The sequence below is a fragment of the Psychrobacter sp. GTC18467 genome, assembly GCF_055397455.1.
Genome location: NZ_AP038920.1, coordinates 1,027,873 through 1,051,569, shown reverse-complemented (window position 1 = coordinate 1,051,569; position 23,697 = coordinate 1,027,873). Strand labels below are relative to the sequence as shown.

Genomic DNA, 23,697 nt, shown 5'->3' with positions numbered 1-23,697 from the left:
AAATATAGCTTAACCTTTATGATGAGGTGCTATCGTCATCATTTCGGTGGTCGTTGTTATCGATGCTATCAACGTCATCCACATTTTGCGCCGCTTCTACCTTTTCCGCTTGCGTCGGCTTTTTGTGCTCGGCTTTGGCTTTTCGGGTTCGTGCTTTGGGTACTTTTGGCGTGGTTAAATTAAACATTCCGGTTTGCGGCAACAGCTGCTCAGCAACATTTTCAATCATGTTTTTATAGCTGGCAATGGTGGTTTTTGACTTTGCCGATTGACTGTCGTCTTTGGCATCGTCTTTTGTTTCGTCCATTGCTTGCATTGATTGAACGTCAGCTTGTTCAGCGACCGCCTTGCTATCGGCATCAATACTAGTCTCAGTTTCAGCTTGCGCTGATTCTTGAGTTAAGTTTTGATGAATGGCTTCATCGGCTTTGAGCAGCGTTTCGCTGTTGGCACTGACATCATCGGCTTGCGCCTCCCCGCTTAGGGCACTGGCAGCAACGTTATGAGCATCAGTGCTTGGCGCTTCATGGTTCGCTGTGCTGCTATCGTCTTGCGTTTTAGAAGCGGAGGCTGAATTGTCCTGAGTTTCAGCATCAGACTCAGCTTGCAGCTTTTCGTTGTCCTGATAATCAGGATGTTGACCGCGCGGGTCGTTGCTGGCGCGTTGACCAATAGCGCGCGGGGTAACCGCGGTTTTGCCTTGAGCGATTGCAAACTGACTGACCGGCGCAATCATGGCATCAAACTGCGCTAAGTAGTCGTTGGCAAGCGGCGCGTAGCCGTAGTTTACAAAGCTAAATTCGACGCTTTGAACTTGGTCTTGAGGGCTCACCTTAGATACCGCTTCAATAAAGCTGCGGATGATGCCAAGTTGGCTCAACTTGTCGGCAGCATCGGGGAGGGTGGCGTGAATAAAGTCGCCAACGCTTCCCGATAGTGCAGGGCGAACGGCGGCAGCGCTTGGCGTAGCTTTGGGCTGCTGCTGACGGACGACGCGCGGGTCATTATTGGCTTTGCCAAATTTGTGCGCAGTCACGTAGCGGTCGGCAAACCATTCTGAGCCTTTGCTGCTGCTTTTTTCTGTCTCGCCTTTCGCGCTAGTTGCCACTTGCTCGCTGCTTTTTTCTTGAGTATCAGCAGCTTTTGACGCGCTTTTTGAGGTGTCGTCAGGACGGTCAGCTTTGTCGGCGACTATTACGGCCGCGGCTTTTGCGTCCTTTTTTGGCTCAGAAGCTTTTGTCACCGTTTGGCTTTCGCTATCGTCACTTTTGCTTACGGCTTTTGGACTTGGCTTTTGCGCAGGTTTTGGCGCTTTTACTGCCGGTTTGTGCTCATCAAGCGATAAATGAACGACTTCTTGCGCTTTTAGCTTTGGCGGCGCTTCGTTGATTTGGAGCACCACTTCGTCAGGATTTTGCGCTTTAGCTGCTTTGCTTGGCACTTTTTCCTGAGGCTTTTCGTCCGCTTTGGTATTTTCATTTTGAGCGGTTGCCGTTAATGGCTCGCCGCGCTCAAGCTTACCGCGTGAGCCACGCTGCGAGTTGGGTTTGCGCTTGGCAAGGTTATCCTCGCTTGGCTTTGGCGACTCGTCATTGCTTGGCGCATTTTTATCGTCATTGCGATTGCGAGCTGCGCTATCATTGCCAGTTTCATTGTCATCACGGTCGCGGCGCGCTCTCGGTTTGCTGGCGCGCGTTTTACGTGGTTTGCGCTTGCGGCGGTCATCAGACTCGTCTTCACCATTGTCCTCTTTACTTTGCGTAGGTTGTTGCGAGGGTTGCGGCTCTGATTGCGATTGCTCATTTTCATTACGCTGAGCGTTTTGCAAAGCGCTGCTATCAACTTGACCAAACGCGCCTAAGCTTTGCGCGCCGGAATTGACCAACGTTTCAATGGCGGTCGCGGCATCATTGCTGCTCACGCTTGCTTGCAGCGTTGCTTGCGGTGCTTGGGCAAACAGGTTCGATAGCCAAGCAACGGCAGGCGTTGCCGGTTTTTGCGCAACTGGCTTTTGGGCAGTTTGGTTTACAGTGCTATTTTGCGGCGTTGCAGGCGCTTGACGCGACTCTTTTTGCATTGATTGTTGCGCGGAAGCTTGGCTTGGTGCGTTTTGACCATTTTGCCCAGATTGGTTATTTTGGTTGCTAGGCTGCTGACTTGATACGCTTCGCGGCTTTCGCGTTGGCTGCTGCTCAGGTCGGACAGCGTCGGCGGTTTGCCAATCAACATCATAGCCCAAATCACTAAATTCTTGCTGCTGGGTGTCGGTGATGCGCTCATAGCTTGAGGGCGCAAAGCCATCGCGGTTAAAGTGCAGTTTAAAATTCGGCGATTCTAAATGCGCGTGCGGCAAAATGGTAATTCGCGTGCCGCTATCTTGCTCAAGATAAACAAGGCTGTCGCGTTTTTCATTCAATAAAAACGCGGCAATGTCGGTTGGCACTTCCGCTTGAACTTCGCCTTGACGCTCTTTAAGCGCAATTTGCTCAATTTGGCGCATGATGGACAAGGACAATGAGCGCAAATCACGAATCATGCCGTTACCGTGGCAGCGTGGGCAGATATAACCGGTGGATTCCTCTAAGGATGGGCGCAGGCGCTGACGGCTCATTTCCATCAAGCCAAATTTGGAAATCTCGCCAAACTGAACGCGGGCGCGGTCGTATTTGGTCGCCTCAACCAAGCGCTTTTCGACCTCTTTTTGATGACGACTGTCATTCATGTCAATAAAATCAATGACAATCAAGCCGCCCATATCACGAAGGCGAAGTTGACGGGCGATTTCATCCGCCGCTTCAAGGTTGGTATGATAAGCGGTCTCGGCAACGTCTGAGCCTTTGGTCGATTTGGCGGAGTTAATGTCGATCGACACCAAAGCTTCAGTTTGGTCGATGACAATTGAGCCGCCTGATGGCAAGCGAACCTCGCGCTGATAGGCGGTTTCAATTTGCTTTTCGATGTTAAAGCGCGCAAACATCGGCTCATAATCGGTATATTTGCGCAGTTTGTCCGCTTGTTTGGGCATCACCGCATCGATAAAGTTTGCCGCTTCGATATACGCGTTTTCGTTATCAATCCAAATCTCAGTGATATCATCACGAAGATAATCGCGAACCGCTCGCGTCACCACTCCTGCTTCTTGATGAACAAGTCGCGGCGAGGGGAATTTTTTATTTTGCTCTAAAATGGCTTGCCAAATGTTTAACAAATGGTTTAAATCGTGCTGCAAATCTTCTTGAGTCTTACCGATTCCGGCAGTTCGGATAATAACGCTCATGCCTTTTGGCAAGTCCAAATTGGCAAGCATTCGCTTCATATCCTCACGAAGCTTTCCTGAAATTTGTCGTGAAATGCCGCCGCCGCGTGGGTTGTTGGGCATCAGCACCAAATAACGACCGGCAAGGGAGACGTAAGTTGACAGCGCTGCGCCTTTATTGCCGCGTTCTTCTTTTTCCACCTGAACGATGAGCTCATCGCCTTCTTTGATGAGCTTTTTGATGTTTTCATCGCGCGGGTTGCCGCTTAAATACTCGTTAGAAATTTCACGAATTGGCAAAAAGCCTTGGCGCTGCGAGCCGTATTCGACAAAAACGGCTTCTAACGACGGCTCAACTCGGGTGACGTGGGCTTTATAAATATTGGATTTTTTTTGTTCGCGGGTGCGGTTTTCTAAGTCAAAATCATAAAGGTGGTTGCCTTTACAAAGCGCCACGCGAATCTCTTCGTTTTGGGTGGCGTTAATCAAAATACGTTTCATATCAATGTCCTAGGATGAGGCGCATTGATGAGGGGAAAACTTTGGCAAGGGTAAGTCAGTTTTCAACAATTAGGGTTCAAAATTTTGCAAAGCTATTAAATCTTAACCTTTGGGCAAATAAAAGAGGTCGAAATTATGAACGTCATGCTAACCGCAGTAACTGCTTGAGATTATCACAATCATAACTTTCGCTCATCTTAATATATCAATGTCAATAGTGTAATTGGTCGCGGATTTTAAGGGTTACGTGGTCAACAAAGTATCAATCAACGCAAATTTATGCTCAAAGCCGCGATTGGCTTCTTATTGTCATGCCTAAATGCAAAAAGTGGTCAGCTTACCGAAGCGGGGCGTACGTGGCAAACAGAAAAAAAGTATCTTAAAATTCAAATCCCAACTGTTTGACCGCAGGGCAAGCACTCACCAAACTTATTATCCTAAAATGTCCAATGACTTTATGTTAACTCCTCACCAAAAACGCTTAGGGTGGGGATTTGCCAAGGTCTTTATTGTTGACCTCATCAACGCGCAAAATAAAATAAAAAATCTAAAATCAAAAGGGTTGGCTTTCAACGCTTGCCAAAATAAAATAGTTTCAATTTAACAAGCGAAAAAATGTTAGATGAGCGTGATACCCAACTGGTATCACAAAAGCATCGTCATAGGGTTATCTGACCTACATTATGAAATCACAATCAAGGTCGAAAACTCATTTTCAAGCCGCTTTTTTAGCGCTCAACATGCTAAACTATAGCAAATGTTTAAGTAAATAACTAACGAAAAATGAAAAACGACTCGAATTTACCGCAGACAGCCACAGAGCATGCGCCCATTTTTAACAGCAAACAAAAACCGCAAAGCGCCGATGAGGACATCAGCGACTTTAGCCGCGTCAATTACGTGGAGGTCAGCCGCCATCAACACGAGCAGCGCTTGGACAACTTTTTGTTAAACCGGCTAAAAGGCGTTCCAAAATCGCACATTTATAAAATGATTCGCGCTGATGAAATCCGCGTGAACAACAAGCGCTGTAAGGCTCACGACCGCGTTTATCGCAATGACGTGATTCGAATTGCGCCGGTGCAGATTGCGACGCGAGATAAGCCAATTATCAGTAGTGATTTTGCCAACAGCTTGCTATCGCGCGTGGTTTATGAAGATGACGGCTTGCTGGTGCTTAATAAGCCTGCCGGAATTGCCGTTCATGGCGGCAGCGGTCAAAACTTTGGCGTCATTGAAGCCATGCGCGAGGCGACCGGCAAAAAATATTTGGAATTGGTGCATCGGCTGGACAAGGACACCTCAGGGCTGTTGATGATTGCCAAAAAGCGCTCGGTGCTGAAAACCTTGCAACAGCATTTGGTCGATAAAACCATTCAAAAGCATTATTTATGTCTCACTCGCGGTCAGCCGGTGTTGGCTCAAAGTAGCATTGACGCCCCACTTTTGCGCTTCACCTTAGCCAATGGCGAGCGCCGCGTCCGTGTGGATAATAAAGACGACAACGCCAAGCCTAGCCAAACGGATATTATCATTCATGGTAAGTTTTTATTAAAAGACAAGCCCGTAAGTTTAATTGAAGCGATGCCGCGAACAGGGCGAACGCACCAAATCCGCGTTCATTTAGCTCATTTGGGTCATCCGATTTTGGGCGATGACAAATATAATATCAAAGATGATTCAGGCGTAAACCGGTTATGCCTTCATGCTTGGCAGCTTGAAATTCCGGACTATGAATTGATGGTGGCGCCATTGCCTGACGATTTGGCAGCGCTGATTCCGGACGATATTTTGCAAACGCTCAACGGTTAATTTTTAAGAACTGCTAATTTTAAAGCCTAAGAAGAATAATGATGCAACACGCTAATTTAATGGATAAGTCCTTAATCATTTTTGATTGGGACGGTACGCTGATGGACTCGATTGGTCTTATTGTCGCATCGATGCACCACGCCGCCGCCAAGTTTAACTTAACCACCACGGACGCGGCGGTCAAAGACATCATTGGCTTAAGCCTTGAGCGCGGGATTGAGATTTTATTTCCCAGTTTAAGCGATAATGATAAAGCGCTACTTCAAGAGCGCTATAGCGACTACTATATTTCCCAAAGCGACCAAACGCCATTTTTTACGCCCATTGAGCCGATGCTCAAAGCGTTAAATGACAATGGCAAAACGCTTGCGGTCGCCACCGGCAAAAAGCGCCGCGGTCTTGACCGGATTTTAAGCGCATCCAACAGCGCGGATTACTTTGCCATCACCCGCTGCACTGATGAAGCCAAATCAAAACCGCACCCGCAAATGCTCATTGATATTTTAGAATTTACCAAAACGCCGATAGAAGATACTGTTTATATTGGCGACAGCATTTTTGATATTCAAATGGCAAATCAGCTTGAGATGACCAGCATTGCGGTCGATTATGGTGCGGCAAAACCTGAGCACCTTGCCGCCCAGAACCCAAGCTATCAGGTTGCCACCCCTGATGAGCTTGCTAAATTGTTATGCGGTTAAACGCTTAATTTAACGGCTCATCATCTAATGTGCCAGTTAACCAATCCTCACCGTACCAGCGCCCCATCACGCCGGCAAGCTCGTCAATGCCTTCTTTTTTAAGCGCAGAAAACAGCTGAATTGAGCAGTTAAGCTTAAGTTTTTTTAGCGCTTGCCGAGTTTGCAGCAAGGTGTTTTTTGCCGCGCCGTATTTAAGCTTGTCCGATTTGGTCAATAATAAATGAACGGGAAGCTCGCCATCTTTTGCCCAGTGCAGCATTTGCTCATCAAAAAACTTCAGCGGATGGCGAATGTCGGTCAACAATACAAGCCCTGCTAAGCTTTCACGCGATACCAGATATTCTTCCAATTCCACCTGCCATTCTTTTTTCATCTCAAGCGGAACCGCCGCGTAGCCATAACCGGGCAAATCGACCAAGCGCGCTGACGGGTCGCCCACGCTAAAAAAGTTAATCATCTGCGTTCGCCCCGGCGTTTTTGAGGAGCGGGCAAGCTGACGCTGATTGGCCAGCGCGTTAATCGCCGAGGATTTGCCCGCGTTTGAGCGCCCTGCAAAAGCAATCTCGCGACCGCTGTCGGCAGGACAAAGTTTAAAGGTGGGCGCGGATAACATAAATTCAGTTTGCTGGATTTTTTGCCGAGCTTTGGTATTAAAGGCGGCATGCTGAGCTACCAAGTTCTGCGGGGAAGTCGTCATAGGGGTTTGCCTTAAAAAATTTTCAGGTCGATAACATGAGAATGGCATCATTATAAGAACTTTTATGCCAATTCCCTAATTTGTAGCCGGTTAATTTTTCATTTTTAATTGACTTTTGAATTAACGAACGATTACCAAAGCTCAACTAAGTTTACCTATTTAAAGTTGACATATTTTGTTACAATAATAAGACTCTGGAGAGAATAGGTAAATTACATTATTTTATTAAATATATTGTGGTTTGCTAAACAAACACCATATTAATGCTAAGCTTCCAACGCCAACTGCCAAAGGAGGTATCAGATGCGTTCAGTTCCATTCAATTTGCAAAATTTGCAGCTCAGTGTGTTGAAGATCGCAGCAGTTATGTTACTGAGCGCGCCACTGATGACGCCCCCAGTCTTTGCTGCCGATACGGCAACGATTTATCAAAACTCCTGTGCCGCTTGCCATGATAGCGGAGCGCTCAATGCGCCAAAAAAAGGCGATAAAGCGCTTTGGCAAAAGCTCAAACAACAAAAAGGCATGCCCGCGCTAATTCAATCGGTAAAAGGGGGGATGACCCAAATGCCGGCAGGGGGACTTTGCGAAAAATGCAGTGATAAAGATTATCAAAATTTGATTGAGTTTATGAGTAAGTAACTGAAAAGGTTGCAAAAAAATTTACAAAAAAGTTACTTCGATTTTTAGATATTTTGGGAAATGGTTTTTTTAGCCCAAAGGAGGGTTGCAAATCGTGTTGACCCTTTGCGCTGAAATCAACAAAACCAATCAAACCTCACCCTAGAAAAATCGGTCAAGGTTACGATTAAGTAGGCAAATTGTAGAAAGTCTTGCTATAATAATTAAAATTAACCCCTAGTATGAGTAAGTAGTTTGGGGTGCGCGTTAAGTTTTCGTCATAACTCACTTTTGAGGCTATCGCGGCAACTTTAATAAGACGCTCGCCTATGATTTGGGTTATGGGTCATTGCCATGTCATCGCGATAAATGTCAATCAATCTTAGCCGTGCTTACGCTTAAGTTAGTAGGATCTGTATCAATGAAAAAGTTAATCGCTGCCGCCAGCTTATGTGTTGCAAGTTTCAGCGTTCAAGCTGCCATTACTGTGCCAAAATATGATATCAATGCCGGAAAAACCATTGCAGAAAGCGTCTGTGCGGCATGTCATGGGGTCGATGGCGTGAGTATTGTTCCGGCTCAGCCAAATCTTGGTGGTCAAAACGTTAAGTATCTGTATAAGCAGTTGGTCAACTTTAAAGCCGGTCATCGCAAAAATGGCATTATGCAGTCGCAAGTGGCGAACTTGTCTCAGCAAGATTTGGCAAACGTTGCCGGATATTATGCTTCGCAAGCGCCTTGGGGCGTCGGCTACGGCAATCCTGCAACGACCGCAGCGGCAACCAAACTTTTCTTAGGCGGTGATAAATCGCGCGGCGTTATCCCTTGCGCTGGCTGTCATGGTCCTGATGCGGCGGGCAATAAATTTGCAGCATTCCCAAGACTTGGCGGTCAGCATGCAGAATATATCGCAACCCAACTTAAGCTGTTCCGTGCGGCGGGTCGAGATGATGATATTGCAAGCCCTGACCAAAAACGCGTTAACGATGCTGAAAAAGAAGGTGAAAAAGGCATGATGCAAGTGGTTGCCTCAAAATTGTCTGACCGCGATATTCGTATTTTAGCGGATTATTTAAGTGCCGTTCACTAATTAAGACAGGACGGTAGAATAGTTTTTAAAACCCCGATATCGGGGTTTTTTTATAGCTTTTGCGCTGTAGTATACTATGGCAATCAAGATGAATGACACGCTTGGATTACAATTATGATGATTCGCTACGCCTCTTATTTTATGGCAGCTTTATTGCCCTTATTGTTGTTTCGTTGGTTTGCTCCAAACGCCATCAATGAGATCGATTTTTGGCTGCTTTGGTTATTGGCGATGATTGTGGTATCGCTGCCTGTGGTTTATGCGGAGATTGCTTTGGCATCGCGAAGCCTGTCAGCGCCGCTTGCCGGAATGCAAAAACTGACGCGAGAAGCGGACGCCAGTCCCATTTGGCGCAGCTTTGGTTGGCTTGCCGCCCTCGTTTCTGTCACCATTGCCGCGCTGCTTATTTCAGGGGCAAGTGAGGGCGTGATCGTGGCGCTTGAAGGGTTTCATATAACGCCTGATGTGCCAAGCTTTGCTATTGCCGCAGGCTTTACCGTCATTGCGGTTTTATTGAGCTTGCTTGGGGCAGCGCCTTTGCCAATCGGTTTTGGGCTGATGGTGATTAGCTTAGCATTGGGGCTGATCAATGGCGTGAGTGCGCCAAGCTTTGCTTTAACGAGTATCAGCCTTGTTGAATGGGCGCACGCGGTCGCTTTAGCTTTGGTAAGCGTGGGCGCAGGGACGGGGATTTATTGGTTTGCTCAGCATTTGGTTTCTCAACAAAACCCCACAGCGGTCAGCGCTGACAATAAAAAAGCATTGGCAGAAACGCGCTCGCAAACTGTCAGCGCCTCAAAACTGGTACTACCGATTTGGCTCTTACAAATTGCTATCGGGGTTGTGGCATTACTGACCAGTCATCTGATCATGCCGCCGAGCGCTCAGCTGATTTATTGGCTCGGCGTGCTGTTTGTGGTCAGCTATTTGCTGCATTATGGCGCTCAGCAGCTTTCCCATCAGTTTGGGTTTTTGCTCAGTATGGTCATGACCCTTGTCGCCACACTAATTTTAGTAATTGCTATCCCAACAACTTGGCTTTTAGCCATACTGGTCGTTATTAGCTCTGTTGCCGTATTGATATTGGCGGTCTTTGCCGGCTGGCAGATGAAAGTGAGCCACTTGCGCAAAGCCCTTAACTTTAGCAATGAAGGCTTTTATAACCTCTGGCGGGTTGCCATTCGCCTTGTTGTGCCGATTGCGCTTTTACTTGCGCTGGTAGGTTGGGGGCTACAATGGCTGAGCTGATCACCGTTCAGTTGGCGTTTGCCGAAACTTGCGAGCGTCAGCATTATTTGACCTTGCAAATTGAAACTGGCAGCACGATTTTGCAAGCGCTTGAAATAGCAGGTTGGCTTGATCAATTTGCGGACTTAAAGCACTGGTGTCAAGCCAATGCGGAAATCACCACCCCAGCGGCAAAGCAGTGGCGCGTTGGGGTATTTTCGCAAAAGCAGCCGCTAACTTATCCGCTAAAGCCAAACGACCGCATTGAAATTTACCGAAATTTAACGCTCGACCCGATGGAAAAGCGCAAAAATAAGAGTCAATATAAAAAGGCGTGGCTTGGAAAATAACGAGCGCGGCAAGCGCCGTTACTTCGCCGGTAAGGTTTCAATGCCCTCAATGCGAGTGACAATGCCGTTGGTATCAAAATAGACTTTTAAATGCTGACTGGCATTGTGAATATTTGGTTTACCTTGACGGCGACCCTCTGTTCCCGCCTCATAATCGTAAATATAATCCCAACGGTTTGGGGCAAGCGTGTCTTTGATGGCAGGGCTACCGAGGATATACAGCACTTGGTTTTGGTTCATACCGACTTTTAGTTTTTGCGCCTGCTGTTGGGTGATGGGCGTTCCCTGCGGCAAATCAATTTTATAAACGCTCAGCGCTGAGCAGCCAGACAGCGCAATAACGCCCGTCAAAGCTGCGCCAAACATAACCGAGCGCAAACTCAGCTTTGAAGATTGAAATAATAACGGTTTGATCATGATAAGATAACTCATAATTGGTTTGAAATAAGATAAGATGCTACTTTTAATGTGCTAAATGATACGTTATTTGCCAAGCGTTGCCTACCACCTCATGGATTATTTACCCAAGCGTGAGCAATTTGCGGTATGATTTATATTATTAATTCATAGGCTTATCACTAAAACCGTGTTGCTGAGCGGGGTTAGTTGTCGATTTCATCAACATTTATAATAAAAGGGAAAATTATGTCATTTACCAATCAAGATTTACGTAAAGCGGGGCTCAAGGTCACCCTACCTCGAATCAAAATTTTAGAGTTGCTGGAGTGCGCTGAAAATCATCACATGAGCGCCGAAGAGGTTTATAAAACGCTGATCGATCAAGGTGAAGACGTGGGTTTGGCTACCGTTTATCGGGTGTTAACTCAGTTCGAGCAAGTCGGTATCGTTCAGCGGCACAATTTTGAAAATAACCTCTCGGTGTTTGAGTTGAACACCGGCGAGCACCATGACCACTTGGTTTGCGATGCTTGTGGCAAAATCGTTGAATTTCACAACGACATCATCGAAAAAGAACAAGAAAAAGCGGCTAAAGAACACGGTTTTAAATTAACCGGTCATTCACTGGTGCTTTATGGACTTTGCAGTGATGAAGATTGCCAAGATAGCGCAAAATAAAGCTCTGTTGTTGACAATTGGTGAGTTGCCCTGATTGGCGTTTTGCCGCTCAGGGCTTCTTATTTTAAACTAAGCTGTCATTAAGAGGTGATATCCAGCGATAAGCTGTTCGCGCCTTCATCAAGATTGACGTTATTGTTTTTACTGCTGAGCTTAATTTTAAGGCGAACATCGTTTGGCGAGTCGGCGTAGTTGATGGCGTCTTTATAGGTGATTTCGCCGTTTTCATACAAGTCAAACAGCGCCTGATCAAAGGTTTGCATGCCGCTGTTGCGTGATCGGGTCATAACTTCTTTAATCTCGTGAATCTCGCCTTTGCGGATATAGTCGCTGATCAGCTGCGAGTTGAGCATAATCTCAATGGCGGCGCGGCGGCTTTTGCCATCGGGCGTTGGGATCAACTGCTGAGCAATGATCGCTTGTAAGTTTAAGGACAAATCCATAAACAGCTGATTGTGACGGTCGCTTTCAAAAAAGTGGATGATCCGGTCAATGGCTTGGTTGGCGTTGTTGGCGTGCAAGGTGGCAAAGACCAAATGCCCCGTTTCAGCGTACTGAATGGCGTAGCTCATGACCTCGCGGTTGCGAATCTCGCCAATCAAAATCACGTCGGGCGCTTGGCGCAAGGTGTTTTTAAGTCCCGCTTCAAAGGATAAGGTGTCAATGCCAACCTCGCGCTGAGTGATGATGCAGCCGCGATGCTTATGCACAAACTCAATCGGGTCTTCAATGGTGATGATATGACCGTGGGAGTGCTGATTGCGGTAGCCAATCATCGCCGCAAGGGTGGTTGATTTTCCCGTTCCGGTGGCGCCAACCAATAAAATAATGCCGCGATTTTTCATTGCCAATTCTTTTAACGATGGCGGCAAGCGCAGCTCTTCAACGGTTGGGATTTTATTTTCAATTTTCCGCAAGACCATTCCTGCCATGTCGCGCTGCATAAAGGCGCTGACCCGAAAGCGCGCTTCTTGGGCGTTATCGGTGATGGCAAACTGGCACTCATTGGTGTCTTCAAACTCTTTGATTTGTGCCTTGGTCATGATGCTTTTGACCAATGCCATGGTTTGGTCTGCCGATAATGGCGTTTTGCCCACCGGCAAAATCTGACCATTGACCTTCATTGAAGGCGCCACATCCGCGGTGATAAATAAATCCGAGCCGTTTTTTTTAATCATCAATTGCAGCAGTTTGTCAAAATCCATAGCAGCTCCAAGCATGATGGTCAAAAATGGTGCTAATTATCATAACGTTTTCCTGATTAATATGCCGCTACATAAATGCTTCAGGCTGCTTGGCATACGGTCTGGCAACGTCTTTGCTAATCGTGCCTTTTGCCACCAAGTTTTTGAGCGTTTGGTCAAGGGTAATCATGCCATCGCCTGCGCCAGTTTGAATGGCAGAGTACATTTGGGCGATTTTGTTTTCGCGAATTAAGTTGCGAATCGCCGGTGTGCCAAGCATAATCTCGTGAGCAGCAACACGCCCCCCCGTTTGCCGGCGCAAGAGGGTTTGCGAGATGACCGCTTGCAAGGATTCGGACAACATCGCGCGAATCATGTCTTTTTCTGCCGCCGGAAATACGTCAATGACGCGGTCAATGGTTTTTGCTGCCGAACTGGTGTGCAGCGTTCCAAACACCAAGTGCCCCGTTTCAGCGGCGGTTAATGCCAGACGAATGGTCTCAAGGTCCCGAAGCTCACCAACCAAAATGACGTCGGGGTCTTCCCGAAGCGCCGACCGAAGCGCCGGCTCAAATCCTAGGGTATCGCGGTGGACTTCACGTTGGTTAATGAGGCTTTTTTTAGACTCGTGAACAAATTCAATCGGGTCTTCAATGGTTAAAATGTGCTCTTTTCGCGTCTCGTTGATATAATCAATCATGGCAGCAAGCGTGGTCGATTTACCAGAGCCTGTAGGACCGGTGACCAGCACCACGCCGCGCTTAAAGTCGGAGATGCGCTTAAAAACATCGCCCAACCCTAAATCTTCCATAGTGAGCACTTTGGAGGGAATGGTTCGAAAGACGCCGCCTGCGCCGCGGTTTTGGTTAAAAGCGTTAACCCGAAAGCGGGCAAGGTTTGAGATTTCAAACGAAAAGTCCGTTTCAAAAAATTCCTCAAAGTCCGCGCGCTGCTTGTCATTCATGATGTCGTAAAGCAGTTGATGAACGGCTTGGTGGTTCATCGCCGGCATATTAATCCGCGTCATTTCACCATCAACCCGAATCATTGCCGGCATTCCGGCAGAAATATGCAAATCCGAAGCGTTATGTTTGACGGTAAAGCGCAATAAGTCTTCAATATTAATGGCGGTTTTTTCGACCATAATAAAACATCCTTTGCAAAAAAGCGGAGTTGCTGCCAAAGCAAGCTATAATAAAGATGCAAGAATCGGGGCACCTTTTACCCAAAAATAACGATTTCTTCAGCTTAGCAAATCTTGTAACAATATCATAACAATACTTTGTCCATTTCACCATTTATCTGATAAGTTTTTCGTAAAAATAGTCAACGACAATAAGGAGATTATAGAAGATGAGCCAAGCTACTCACAATCAAGAGAGTCATAAAAATGATCTTATCGCTAACTGGCAGCACGTTCGTCAGCAAATTACTACCGCTTGCAGCAACGCCGGAAATCGCGGTCGCAAGGTTGACGCGGCAAACGTCACTTTGCTTGCTGTCTCAAAAACCAAACCTGCCGCGATGATTTCAGCGTTGGCTCAAGAAGGTCAGCGCGATTTTGGCGAAAACTATCTTCAAGAAGCGATTGGTAAAATTACTGAGCTTAAAAATGACGCTGCTTGCCAAGACATCGTTTGGCATTATATCGGCAGCATTCAGCGTAACAAAACCCGCGACATTGCCGAGCATTTTGACTGGGTGCAAACGCTTGAGCGCGACATTATTGCCAAGCGCTTAAACGATCAGCGCCCCGATAGCTTGCCGCCGCTAAATGTATTGATTCAAGTCAATATCGATAGGGAGGACAGCAAATCGGGCTGTCATCCTGACGAGGTTGATGCTTTGGTTAATACCATCAAAGCGTATCCCAAGCTTGACCTTCGCGGGCTTATGATTATCCCTGATAAAGCCGGAAGTGATGCCTTTGATCGAACTCAGCAGCTCTTTAGCCAAATTAAAACCGCGCATCCTGAGCTTACAAACTGGGACACGCTAAGCATGGGAATGAGCGGCGATATGGAGGAGGCAATTGCGCACGGCTCAACCATGGTTCGGGTTGGCACAGCGATTTTTGGTGCTCGCGGTTAAGTTAAGCGCTTTTAGAAACACTTATCCTAAAGCACGTCATCAAGTTTGGTAACCAGTAATTGAATGATTTTTAAATGACTGGTTGCCAAAATCTCAAAACGGTAGCCGGCGTATTCGATGCTGTCGGTTTTTTTGGGGATTTTTCTGAGCATAAACATCATAAAGCCGCTGATGGTTTCGTAGTTTTCGCTGTGTGGCAAATTGACGATGTCAAGGGCGCGGATGACGTCCTCAATCGGCGTCATCCCATCAACGAGCCACGAGTTTTCGGTGCGCTGAACGATGGGCTGCTCCTCCAAAGTGACCAGTTCACCCATGACGATGCTCATGACGTCCTTTAAAGTAATCACGCCAACGACCAGTGCATATTCATTGACAATGACCGCAAAGTCCGCGCCGGTGGATTTAAAAGTTTCAAGCACCTCAAACAGCGATAAGGTATCGGGGATAAATAGCGCTGGCTTAAGCAGTGATTTATCCGTCAAAGTCACCTTTTTTTGTTCTAAAACCGCTGCTAAATAACTTCGCGATTCGACATAACCGATGATGTGCTCCAAGTCATCATCGTGACACACCAAAAACTTATGATGCGGCTCTTGAATCATCACCTCGACAATCTCGCTCATTGCCGCTTCACTGTCAAAATAAACGATATGCTCGCGCGGATTCATGACCGAGGTCACGGTGCGCTCTTGCATCTCAAAAATATTTTCAATCAAATGATGCTCTTGCTGCTTTAACACGCCCGCTTCTGCGCCAGCGTCCATCACCGCGTAAATGTCCTCGGAGGTCATGGCATCTTGGCGAACGGTTGAAATTCCCAAAATTTTAAAAATGGCATTTGCCGCGCCATCAAAAATCCAAATCAACGGCTTTAAGATAAAAATTAAAAAAATCATCGGTCGCACGACTTTAACTGCGATGGCTTCAGAATTGGACATGGCAAGGCGCTTGGGCATCAAATCCGCAAACAGCACAAAGACACTGGTCACAATCACAAACGACACGATGGAGGCGGCAACTTCATTGTAAAACAGCTGCTCAAGATACGGGCTGATGGCGGACTCACCAATTGCCCCTGCCAAAATTGCCACCGCATTGAGCGCCACTTGAACCACCGTGATAAAGCTGCCGGGCTGCTCTTGCATATTTAACACATCGAGGGCGCGAATGTCGCCCTCTTTTGCCATCACTTGCAGCTTAATCTTGCGCGAGGAGGCAAGCGCAAGCTCTGAGCTTGACACAAACGCACTAATGGCAATTAAAATAAAAATAAACACGCTGGCAGTCAGCAAGCTCATAACGGTCTCGATGTAAAAGGGTAATAAAATAAATTAGGGAAATAAAAAATTGGGAAAATAAAAGTAAACGTTGAAAAATTAATTGATAAATAAGCAATAAAAAAGCTGGGATTTCCCAGCTTTTTTAAAACATTGGAAAATCCGTTAAGCCTTAATCGACCACTTATTGACAAGCGGATAGCGCCGCTCGCGACCAAAGGCTTTTTTGGTAATTTTGGTGCCAATGGCAGCTTGTTGGCGTTTGAACTCGCTGTTGTCGACCATTTTAATCACTCGGGTCACCAAATCACTGTCAAAACCTTTATCAACAATGTCTTGATAGCCCAAATCGTCATCGATATACAGCGCCAAAATACCATCTAAAACATCATAATCGGGCAAGCTGTCTTGGTCTTCTTGGTCAGCGCGAAGCTCAGCGGACGGCGCTCTGGTAATGACGCGCTCAGGGATGACCGGCGTATCCTCCAAGCGGTTGCGGTAGTTGGCTAAGCGGTAAACTTGCGATTTATAAACGTCTTTTAATACATCAAAGCCGCCTGCCATATCGCCATAAAGGGTTGAGTAACCAACAGCAAGCTCGGACTTGTTGCCGGTGGTGATGACCAAATGTCCAAATTTGTTGGAAAGCGCCATCAAAATCACCCCGCGAGCGCGAGCTTGGATGTTCTCTTCGGTCGCATCAAGCGGCGACTTGTTAAATAGGGGCGCAAGCGTATGGCGAATGCCCTCAACCGCATCAAAAATTGGACAGACGGTATAAGATACGTTAAGCCTGCGAGCTTGGGCTTGAGCGTCCTCAAGGCTGATTTTCGAGGTGTACTCGTACGGCATCATCACCGCGTAAACTTTGTCCGCACCCAAGGCATCAACGGCGATACAAAGGCTTAGCGCCGAATCAATGCCGCCGGATAATCCTAAAATTACCCCGCCAAAGCCAGAGTAATTGACATAATCGCGAAGTCCAACGACTAAGGCTTGATACATTTCTGACTCGTGGCTTAACGTGAGCGGCGCTTTGGTTTGGCTGTCAAAGCGCAAGCTTTTCACGTCAAATTTGACAATCCGTAAGCATTCCAAAAAGCGCGAGGCTTCGTGAGCCACCTCGCCACCTGCTTGAACGGCAAGCGAGCCACCATCAAAAACCAAATCATCTTGACCGCCAACGGCATTGACATACAAAATCGGCAAGTCATTGTCCGTACTGCGTTTGGCAAGCATCGCTTTTCGCGAGGTTTGCTTATCGATTTCAAACGGTGAGGCATTAAGGCAAACAATCAATTCTGCGCCTTGGTCTTTGAGCTCTGAAATCAGATTTTTTTCCCACAAGTCTTCGCAAATAAGCAAACCAATGGTCACGCCTTTATAGTCAAATAAGACTTGATTGCGACCTTTGTCAAAGTAGCGGCGCTCATCAAACACGCCGTAGTTGGGCAAATACTGCTTATGATAAAAGCCTTTTTGCTGACCGTTGTGCAAAATTGCCGCTGAGTTAAACGTGCCGTGATGGTCAACGTGCGGGTAGCCAACAATCATCACGATGTCGTTAATGTCGCTCAAGGACGCCAAAGCGCTTTTGATGCGACCTGATAGGCTTGGACGCAGCAGCAAATCTTGCGGCGGGTAGCCAAGCAGCGACATTTCTGGAAATACAATCACATCCGCGCCTTTATCGCGGGCCTCAATCGCCAATGAGCGCATTTTTTTTACGTTATTTTGAATGTCGCCCACCAAAAAATGCGACTGCGCCATGGCAAAGGTAATGCTGTCGGGCGGCTTGGGGCTCGGATTTTGAGAAGTTTGGTCGTTGTCTTTTGACATTGTTATTGTTCCTATAAACTTTTGGCTAAATTTTGGTTGATTATTATCAATTCGTTGGCAAAAAAAGTAAGCTTGGCAAGTTGTACCACTCAGCATTTTTTCTATCAGTATTGTTAATCAAAAAATGAGTCAATCTAATGGGTTGCGCTAATTTTTTATCAAAGCATCAATCAACCTTGATTTAGCGCTAATGGGTCAAATCATCAAAGCACTCACTGGATTAGTATATCATTAATTGCAAATCATCGATAAAGACGGCAAGGTTTTAGCACAAATTATGACAAGACTTATGCTTTAGGAGAAAATGAATTGGGATAACTTTTGGAAGATTGAGTAATATTGTAAGCAAAAATTACATCGTGATATTGTTCATTGGGTCAAAGCTGTTGCATAATGGCAACACGATTGACAATTTGATAGCAGGCACGCCGCGCGGTGCTTTGATGGGATGACAAGCTATGGCAGAAAACTGGTCAAAAGAAGTGATTATTCAAAGGCTGCTTGCCATCACGCTTTTGGTGGTGCTATTTATACTTTGCTTTCAGGTGGTTCAGTTTTTTATTGTCCCTGCGATTTGGGCGGCGATTTTGGCTTACGTTACTTTTCCCATTTATACCTTTTTTCATGAAAAAGTGCGCTTTAGCTCTGATTTTAGCGCTGCCATCATGACGGTGAGCATCACGCTGCTGATTGGGGTTCCCTTAGTGATTGGGGTGTTTATTTTGCAGCAAGAGGCGCTCACTTTGATTACCAGTTTGATTCATCGCATTCGAGTGGGCTATTTGGACGTTCCTGAGTCGATTAAGCAGCTGCCAGTCATCGGTCAGCCGATTAAAGACATGCTTTGGCAAATCAATAAAAACCCTGAAAGCGCCCTTGAGACGGTTCGCACTTGGGTTCAGTCGCACCTGTATTATGGCAAAGTGGCGCTCGATGTGGTGGCAAGCGGTCTTGCCAAGCTTGGCATGGCGCTGATGACGCTGTTTTTTTTCTACCGCGACGGTATCAACTTAATCCGCCAAGTCCGCCAAGCGCTGCGCAACATCATTGGCAATCGCATTGATGGTTATATTGATTCGGTTGGGATGACCACAAGAGCGGTGGTTTATGGCATTGGGTTGACTGCGCTTGCTCAGGCGTTACTTGCCGGAATTGGCTATTATTTTGCCGATGCGCCAAGCCCGATTTTATTTACCATTGTCACCTTTATTGTGGCGCTTATTCCTTTTGGAACGCCGTTTGCTTGGGGCGGAATGGCGATTTGGCTACTCAGTCAAGGTCATACCATTGAAGGCATTGGGCTTGGGCTTTGGGGCATTTTGGTCATCAGTTGGGTGGATAATTTAATCCGCCCGATTGTGATTAGCGGGGCGACCAAAATCCCATTTATCATCATTTTTATTGGTGTTTTGGGCGGTCTGACCGCCTTTGGCTTTGTGGGACTGTTTATTGGTCCTGTGGTGCTGGCTATCGGTCTTGCCGTTTGGCGTGAGTGGATTTCGCAGCATAAAAATGAGATATTTGCGCCAAAAGACGAGGTCGTTTTGGTGGAAGCCGGCGCTCGCCAAACTGCCTTGCAAAACGACTTAAAAGACAAAGACTTAAAAGACAAAGACTTAAAAGCCACCAAACGCTTTGATGACAACTCTGATACTGACAATAACCAAGACTAAAAAATTGGCTAAATGATTTCATGCTACCATTTGATTAATAGTCATTAATAACAATTAAAACTTAAAAAAGGACAATAACAATGCCATTAACCCATTTAGAAAACAATAAGCCTTTGACCATTGTCGCCGATATGAATATCGCCAGCCTTGAGGCGTTTTTTAATGACACCACCTTATTAAAAGATGACAATAACCCAAAAGCGGTGAACATCATCACCACTGCCGGTCGTGAGATTACTGCTGATTTTTTAGCAAAAACGCAGCCGGAAATCTTGCTCATCCGTTCGGTCACGCCGATAAATGAAGAGTTATTAACCAATAATAACAGCGTCCGCTTTGTCGGTTCAGCAACGATTGGCACCGACCACGTTGATCAGCATTATTTAGCCGAGCGTAATATCACCTTTGCCAACGCCGCCGGCAGCAGCAAGCATTCAGTCGCGCAATATGTGCTCACCGCAATTTTGACTTTGCGACCAGAATATTGGCAAAAGCCGTTAACCCTTGGGATTATTGGTCTTGGTAATATTGGCAGTACGCTTGCGCAATATGCCACCGATTTGGGCTGGCAGGTTTTGGGCTATGACCCGTTATTGCCGGAGTCCAATATTAACAATTCAAGCTTTGACACCGTACTTAGCCAAAGTGATGTCGTTAGCCTGCATGTGCCGTTAACCGTGGACAAATCGGTTGACCCGATTGATGGCAGTAACTATCCAACGCGGCATTTGATTGACGCGGCAGAACTGGCAAAAATGCCTAACGATACCATGCTCATTAATACCGCTCGCGGTGCGGTGGTCAGCGAGGCGGCGCTTAGTCTTGATATTGAGAATACAAGGCGGCAAGTGGTTTTGGACGTGTTCGAGCATGAGCCGACCATCGATGCCGATTTTTTAGCCAAGCTTGCCATTGCCACACCGCACATTGCTGGCTACAGCTTGGAGGGCAAACTTCGCGGCACGCAGATGATTTATGACGCGCTTTGTGAGCGCATGGGGATTGAGCCTAAGCAAGCCATGCAGCAATTGCTTCCTGAAAATTGCTATTTGTGGTCAGAGCTTAAAGCCCATCCGGACAGATTGGTTAAGTTTTATAACATTTTGCAAGACGATGCGGCGCTGCGGGCGACCGTTTTTGATGGCAGAGTAGCTGGAGCAGATTTTGATAAACTGCGCCGCGATTATCGACTTCGCCGCGAGTGGCAAAGCGATATGAGCATTTAAGCGTTAAAAAATGATGACAGGCAAAATGGTAAAAAAGGCAATCGTATGACGGCGCAAAACGCAGATTTCTCAACCGGCAATGTAAAGCAAAACCCAAGCTTTGCGCCGACGATGACGCTTGCTATGGCAAAGCGGCGCGCCAAAATGCTAAGCCGTATTCGCACGTTTTTTGCCAAAAGAGACGTTTTAGAAGTGCAAACGCCGCTGTTATCAAGGTCGGCAAATACCGATACCTTTTTGCAATCGGTTCGAGCAGACGTTCATTATCAAGACAAGCCCATTTATTATTATCTGCAAACCTCGCCAGAATTTGCCATGAAGCGGCTATTGGCAAGTTGGCGCGCGCCGATATTTCAAATTTGCCCTGTCTTTCGTGATAATGAAATCGGTCGTCGCCACAATATCGAATTTACCATGCTGGAATGGTATCGCCCTGATTTTAGCCTAAATCAGCTTGCCGAGGAATTAAGGCTATTGCTTGAAGCGGTGTCTAAGCGTCCGGTCGTGCTCAATCATTATCGCTATATTGATGCGTTTTTGGACTTTGTTGGCATTCATCCGCTTACTGCCAGTATCGAGGCGCTTAAAGCGGTGGCTGAAGATAAAGGGATAGCGTCTGTTGATTTTTCAGGAATGGATAGCGAGGATGTCCGTCAAGGCTGGCTTGATTTGCTGTTTAGCCATTTGGTTGAGCCAAACTTAGGTCATGAGTTGCCGACCTTAATTATCGACTACCCCAAAGCCACCGCCGCTCTTGCTAAAACCGCAATTGATAAAGACGGCAATGAGGTTGCTCGCCGCTTTGAGCTTTATATTAATGGCATTGAAATTGCTAATGCTTATGATGAGTTGGCGGACAGCGCGCTACTGCGGACGCGCTTTGAAGAAGACAATGCGCGCCGCCGCTATCATGGATTGCCGATTATGCCAATTGATGAAAATTTGCTATCGGCAAGTGAAAACCTGCCCAATTGCAGCGGCATTGCGGTAGGGTTTGATAGATTGCTTATGGTGATAACCGGCGCTGCCTCACTGAGCGAAGTCATCCCATTTCCAAGTGATTTGGCATGATTTAAAAAGGTCTAGCAGCAAAAAAAGCCCTAGCGAACCAAACGGTTCATGCCATCGGCAAAGGCTTTTTTATCACGCTCGCCAAAGGGTTTTTGACCTGACATGTCTTGCAAATCCAAAACGCCCGTTCCGCGCATGGTGTCCATAAAGTCGCGCATGTTCAGCTTTTGCTTGATATTGTCTTGATTGTAAATGACGCCGCGCGGGGTTAAGACCTTTGCGCCTTTTTCTAACACCTCATTGGCAAGGGGAATGTCACTGGTGATGACCAAATCGCCCTTTTGGCAAGACTCGGCGATAAAATCATCGGCTTTATCAAAGCCTTGTGGAACGACGGTCATGGTTAACAGCTTTGATTTTTTCAGCTTGATGGGCTGATTGGCAACAAAAATGGCGCAAGTTTGCGTCCGCTCTGCCGTTTTGATGATGATGTCTTTGGCAATGAGTGGAATGGCGTCGGCATCAACCCAAATTTGCATTATTTTGCTGCCTTAGCATCTGTTGTATCGTTGATGACTGCTTCTATTTCTGCCTTACTATTATCTGCTAACGCATTGTTTTTTAAAGCACTATTATCTAAGGAATTATCTTCTAAAGAGACGTTTTTAATTGAGGTGGCAGCAGGCGTTACCGTTTTATCAAGACCCACTTTATTGGGCAATACAGCAATGATTTTGCTTAAGGCGGGTTCTAAATCGCAAACGTCATTTGGCATGACGGTAATGTGGGCGATTTTGCGACCTTCGCGCTCGGTTTTATGATAGCTGTGGTAATGAACGCTGTCGATGGCAAGCAGGGCGCTTGTGTCCGGATATTGACCAATGACGTTAATCATAATCGACGGGTGAACGTTGTCAGTATCGCCAAGCGGCAATCCCGCCACGGCGCGGATATGGTTTTCAAATTGACTGGTGATAGCGCCCTCAATGCTCCAGTGCCCTGAGTTATGAACGCGCGGGGCAATCTCATTGGCCACCAAATAATCATTGCCGCGCTCATCTTTGGCAACGAACAATTCAAGCGCCAACACGCCAACGTAATCAAGGTGCGCCATAATCTTGCTGATGGCGGTTTGCGCAGGTTGGATTAAATGGCTCGTTCCCACCGCAGGGGCTTGCGTTTTTGCTAAGATGCCTTCAAAGTGATGATTTTCCACCAAATCATAGCAGCGAACCGCGCCGTTTTGGTCGCGAGCGGCAATGATGGACACCTCGCGGCTAAAATGAACAAATCCTTCGGCAATGAGAGGAGCAGGCGTTGAGGTCAGTTGACCGTTGCCACTGACCGCGTCCTTTAATTCCTCCCAAGCGTTAGCAATGTCACTTTCTGTTCTAACAACCACTTGACCTTTGCCGTCATAGCCGCCGCGACTGGTTTTAAGCACAATTGGCAAGCCCAGATTTTGGCAGGCGCTTTGCAAGTCCTCAAGCGAGCTGACCGCTTCAAACGGCACAGTTTGGATAGCAAGCTCATTAAACATGCGCTTTTCTTTTAAGCGGTCTTGGGCAATATCAAGCGCAATTGGCGGCGGGAACATGCCGAATTTATTGCTGCCTTTTTGACTGGAGAGTTTGGCAAGTTTTTCAACCGTTTTGGTTGGCGTATTTTCAAACTCAAGGGTGAACACATCGGACGCCTGAATAAACGCTTCAAGCTCATCGCTTTTAAATACTTGACCGTAAAGGCTTGCTGGGCAGTTGTCGCTATCTTCTAAAAACACGCAGCGAAAGCCAAGCGGAATGGCAGCTTCAGCAAGCATCATTGCCAGTTGACCGCCGCCTAAAATTCCAATGGTTTGCGGCGCGATACTAGGGGAGTTGGCTTGGGTCATGGCGGGCTCTTTTTTTGGCAAGTGGTGAAAAAGGTAAAAACTGGCAATTAAAAAATAAGAAAAGGTGCAAAGTTGCACCTTAACGTGAAAATTTTTAGAAGACCCTAAAAACTAGCGGAAAATAAGCTTCAAGTCAATATGAAATTGACAGGACGCTTTAAAATAAGCTT

21 protein-coding genes are annotated in these 23,697 nt (G+C 46.7%); 12 read left to right on the top strand and 9 right to left on the bottom strand.

Going from position 1 to position 23,697, the window contains the following annotated elements; genetic code table 11:
• Window positions 1-16: 16 nt before the first annotated feature.
• Window positions 17-3,757 carry an Rne/Rng family ribonuclease gene (locus ACZ5XY_RS04445; RefSeq protein ID WP_464743261.1) on the bottom strand — a complete coding sequence of 1,247 codons (3,741 nt, stop codon included), beginning with the start codon at window positions 3,755-3,757 and terminating at the stop codon, window positions 17-19.
• A 319-nt stretch (window positions 3,758-4,076) separates the two neighbouring features.
• Between ACZ5XY_RS04445 and ACZ5XY_RS04440 the strand changes: the two genes are divergently transcribed.
• The 3 genes from ACZ5XY_RS04440 (at window position 4,077) to ACZ5XY_RS04430 (ending at window position 6,270) form a co-directional block, all read left to right on the top strand.
• Window positions 4,077-4,361 (top strand): hypothetical protein, encoded by a 285-nt coding sequence (locus ACZ5XY_RS04440; RefSeq protein ID WP_464743259.1) that lies wholly within the window; start codon window positions 4,077-4,079, stop codon window positions 4,359-4,361.
• A 179-nt stretch (window positions 4,362-4,540) separates the two neighbouring features.
• Window positions 4,541-5,569 carry an RluA family pseudouridine synthase gene (locus ACZ5XY_RS04435; protein ID WP_464743257.1) on the top strand — a complete coding sequence of 343 codons (1,029 nt, stop codon included), beginning with the start codon at window positions 4,541-4,543 and terminating at the stop codon, window positions 5,567-5,569.
• A gap of 38 nt (window positions 5,570-5,607) precedes the next feature.
• On the top strand, window positions 5,608-6,270 hold the full coding sequence (locus tag ACZ5XY_RS04430) for an HAD family hydrolase (protein WP_464743255.1): 663 nt from the start codon (window positions 5,608-5,610) through the stop codon (window positions 6,268-6,270).
• A gap of 4 nt (window positions 6,271-6,274) precedes the next feature.
• Here ACZ5XY_RS04430 and yihA read toward each other — a convergent pair whose 3' ends face one another.
• Window positions 6,275-6,883 carry a ribosome biogenesis GTP-binding protein YihA/YsxC gene (yihA, locus tag ACZ5XY_RS04425; RefSeq protein WP_464743750.1) on the bottom strand — a complete coding sequence of 203 codons (609 nt, stop codon included), beginning with the start codon at window positions 6,881-6,883 and terminating at the stop codon, window positions 6,275-6,277.
• 471 nt (window positions 6,884-7,354) lie between these two features.
• Between yihA and ACZ5XY_RS04420 the strand changes: the two genes are divergently transcribed.
• The 4 genes from ACZ5XY_RS04420 to ACZ5XY_RS04405 all read left to right on the top strand — a co-directional run bounded on the left by ACZ5XY_RS04420 (window position 7,355) and on the right by ACZ5XY_RS04405 (window position 10,255).
• Window positions 7,355-7,609: a c-type cytochrome gene (locus ACZ5XY_RS04420; protein ID WP_464743253.1), complete on the top strand. Its 255-nt coding sequence runs from the start codon at window positions 7,355-7,357 to the stop codon at window positions 7,607-7,609.
• Between the two features lie 400 nt (window positions 7,610-8,009).
• A complete protein-coding gene (locus tag ACZ5XY_RS04415; RefSeq protein WP_464743251.1) occupies window positions 8,010-8,678 on the top strand; it encodes a c-type cytochrome in 669 nt (222 codons plus the stop codon).
• 114 nt (window positions 8,679-8,792) lie between these two features.
• Window positions 8,793-9,926, top strand: coding sequence for a hypothetical protein (locus tag ACZ5XY_RS04410; RefSeq protein WP_464743249.1), 1,134 nt, complete (start codon window positions 8,793-8,795; stop codon window positions 9,924-9,926).
• A complete protein-coding gene (locus tag ACZ5XY_RS04405) occupies window positions 9,914-10,255 on the top strand; it encodes an RnfH family protein (RefSeq protein WP_464743247.1) in 342 nt (113 codons plus the stop codon). The genes ACZ5XY_RS04410 and ACZ5XY_RS04405 overlap by 13 nt, the downstream gene beginning before the upstream one ends.
• Window positions 10,256-10,273: 18 nt before the next feature.
• Here ACZ5XY_RS04405 and ACZ5XY_RS04400 read toward each other — a convergent pair whose 3' ends face one another.
• Window positions 10,274-10,621 (bottom strand): outer membrane protein assembly factor BamE, encoded by a 348-nt coding sequence (locus tag ACZ5XY_RS04400; protein ID WP_464743748.1) that lies wholly within the window; start codon window positions 10,619-10,621, stop codon window positions 10,274-10,276.
• A gap of 279 nt (window positions 10,622-10,900) precedes the next feature.
• Between ACZ5XY_RS04400 and fur the strand changes: the two genes are divergently transcribed.
• Window positions 10,901-11,332: a ferric iron uptake transcriptional regulator gene (gene fur / locus ACZ5XY_RS04395; protein ID WP_464743245.1), complete on the top strand. Its 432-nt coding sequence runs from the start codon at window positions 10,901-10,903 to the stop codon at window positions 11,330-11,332.
• A gap of 80 nt (window positions 11,333-11,412) precedes the next feature.
• Here the strand turns inward: fur and ACZ5XY_RS04390 are convergent, their stop codons facing one another.
• Both ACZ5XY_RS04390 and ACZ5XY_RS04385 read right to left on the bottom strand, forming a co-directional pair.
• The gene (locus ACZ5XY_RS04390; protein ID WP_464743243.1) at window positions 11,413-12,537 is read right to left on the bottom strand and encodes a PilT/PilU family type 4a pilus ATPase; all 1,125 of its coding nucleotides are present in this window, start codon (window positions 12,535-12,537) and stop codon (window positions 11,413-11,415) included.
• Between the two features lie 67 nt (window positions 12,538-12,604).
• Window positions 12,605-13,642 carry a type IV pilus twitching motility protein PilT gene (locus ACZ5XY_RS04385; RefSeq protein WP_464743747.1) on the bottom strand — a complete coding sequence of 346 codons (1,038 nt, stop codon included), beginning with the start codon at window positions 13,640-13,642 and terminating at the stop codon, window positions 12,605-12,607.
• Between the two features lie 227 nt (window positions 13,643-13,869).
• On the opposite strand from ACZ5XY_RS04385, the gene ACZ5XY_RS04380 reads away from it, so the two are divergent.
• Window positions 13,870-14,607 carry a YggS family pyridoxal phosphate-dependent enzyme gene (locus tag ACZ5XY_RS04380; protein ID WP_464743241.1) on the top strand — a complete coding sequence of 246 codons (738 nt, stop codon included), beginning with the start codon at window positions 13,870-13,872 and terminating at the stop codon, window positions 14,605-14,607.
• 26 nt (window positions 14,608-14,633) lie between these two features.
• Here the strand turns inward: ACZ5XY_RS04380 and paeA are convergent, their stop codons facing one another.
• Window positions 14,634-15,908 (bottom strand): polyamine export protein PaeA, encoded by a 1,275-nt coding sequence (paeA, locus tag ACZ5XY_RS04375; RefSeq protein ID WP_464743239.1) that lies wholly within the window; start codon window positions 15,906-15,908, stop codon window positions 14,634-14,636.
• A gap of 144 nt (window positions 15,909-16,052) precedes the next feature.
• Window positions 16,053-17,726: an NAD+ synthase gene (locus ACZ5XY_RS04370; RefSeq protein ID WP_464743237.1), complete on the bottom strand. Its 1,674-nt coding sequence runs from the start codon at window positions 17,724-17,726 to the stop codon at window positions 16,053-16,055.
• Between the two features lie 458 nt (window positions 17,727-18,184).
• Here ACZ5XY_RS04370 and ACZ5XY_RS04365 point away from each other — a divergent pair, with 458 nt between their 5' ends.
• The 3 genes from ACZ5XY_RS04365 to epmA all read left to right on the top strand — a co-directional run bounded on the left by ACZ5XY_RS04365 (window position 18,185) and on the right by epmA (window position 21,696).
• Window positions 18,185-19,399 (top strand): AI-2E family transporter, encoded by a 1,215-nt coding sequence (locus ACZ5XY_RS04365; protein ID WP_464743235.1) that lies wholly within the window; start codon window positions 18,185-18,187, stop codon window positions 19,397-19,399.
• Between the two features lie 80 nt (window positions 19,400-19,479).
• Window positions 19,480-20,625, top strand: coding sequence for a 4-phosphoerythronate dehydrogenase (locus ACZ5XY_RS04360; protein WP_464743233.1), 1,146 nt, complete (start codon window positions 19,480-19,482; stop codon window positions 20,623-20,625).
• A gap of 45 nt (window positions 20,626-20,670) precedes the next feature.
• A complete protein-coding gene (epmA, locus tag ACZ5XY_RS04355) occupies window positions 20,671-21,696 on the top strand; it encodes an EF-P lysine aminoacylase EpmA (RefSeq protein ID WP_464743232.1) in 1,026 nt (341 codons plus the stop codon).
• Between the two features lie 29 nt (window positions 21,697-21,725).
• Here the strand turns inward: epmA and ACZ5XY_RS04350 are convergent, their stop codons facing one another.
• Together ACZ5XY_RS04350 and ACZ5XY_RS04345 are read right to left on the bottom strand one after the other, a co-directional pair.
• A complete protein-coding gene (locus tag ACZ5XY_RS04350) occupies window positions 21,726-22,175 on the bottom strand; it encodes a YaiI/YqxD family protein (protein ID WP_464743230.1) in 450 nt (149 codons plus the stop codon).
• Window positions 22,175-23,527: a 5-(carboxyamino)imidazole ribonucleotide synthase gene (locus tag ACZ5XY_RS04345; protein WP_464743228.1), complete on the bottom strand. Its 1,353-nt coding sequence runs from the start codon at window positions 23,525-23,527 to the stop codon at window positions 22,175-22,177. Before ACZ5XY_RS04345 ends, ACZ5XY_RS04350 begins: the two co-directional genes overlap by 1 nt.
• Window positions 23,528-23,697 lie beyond the last annotated feature (170 nt).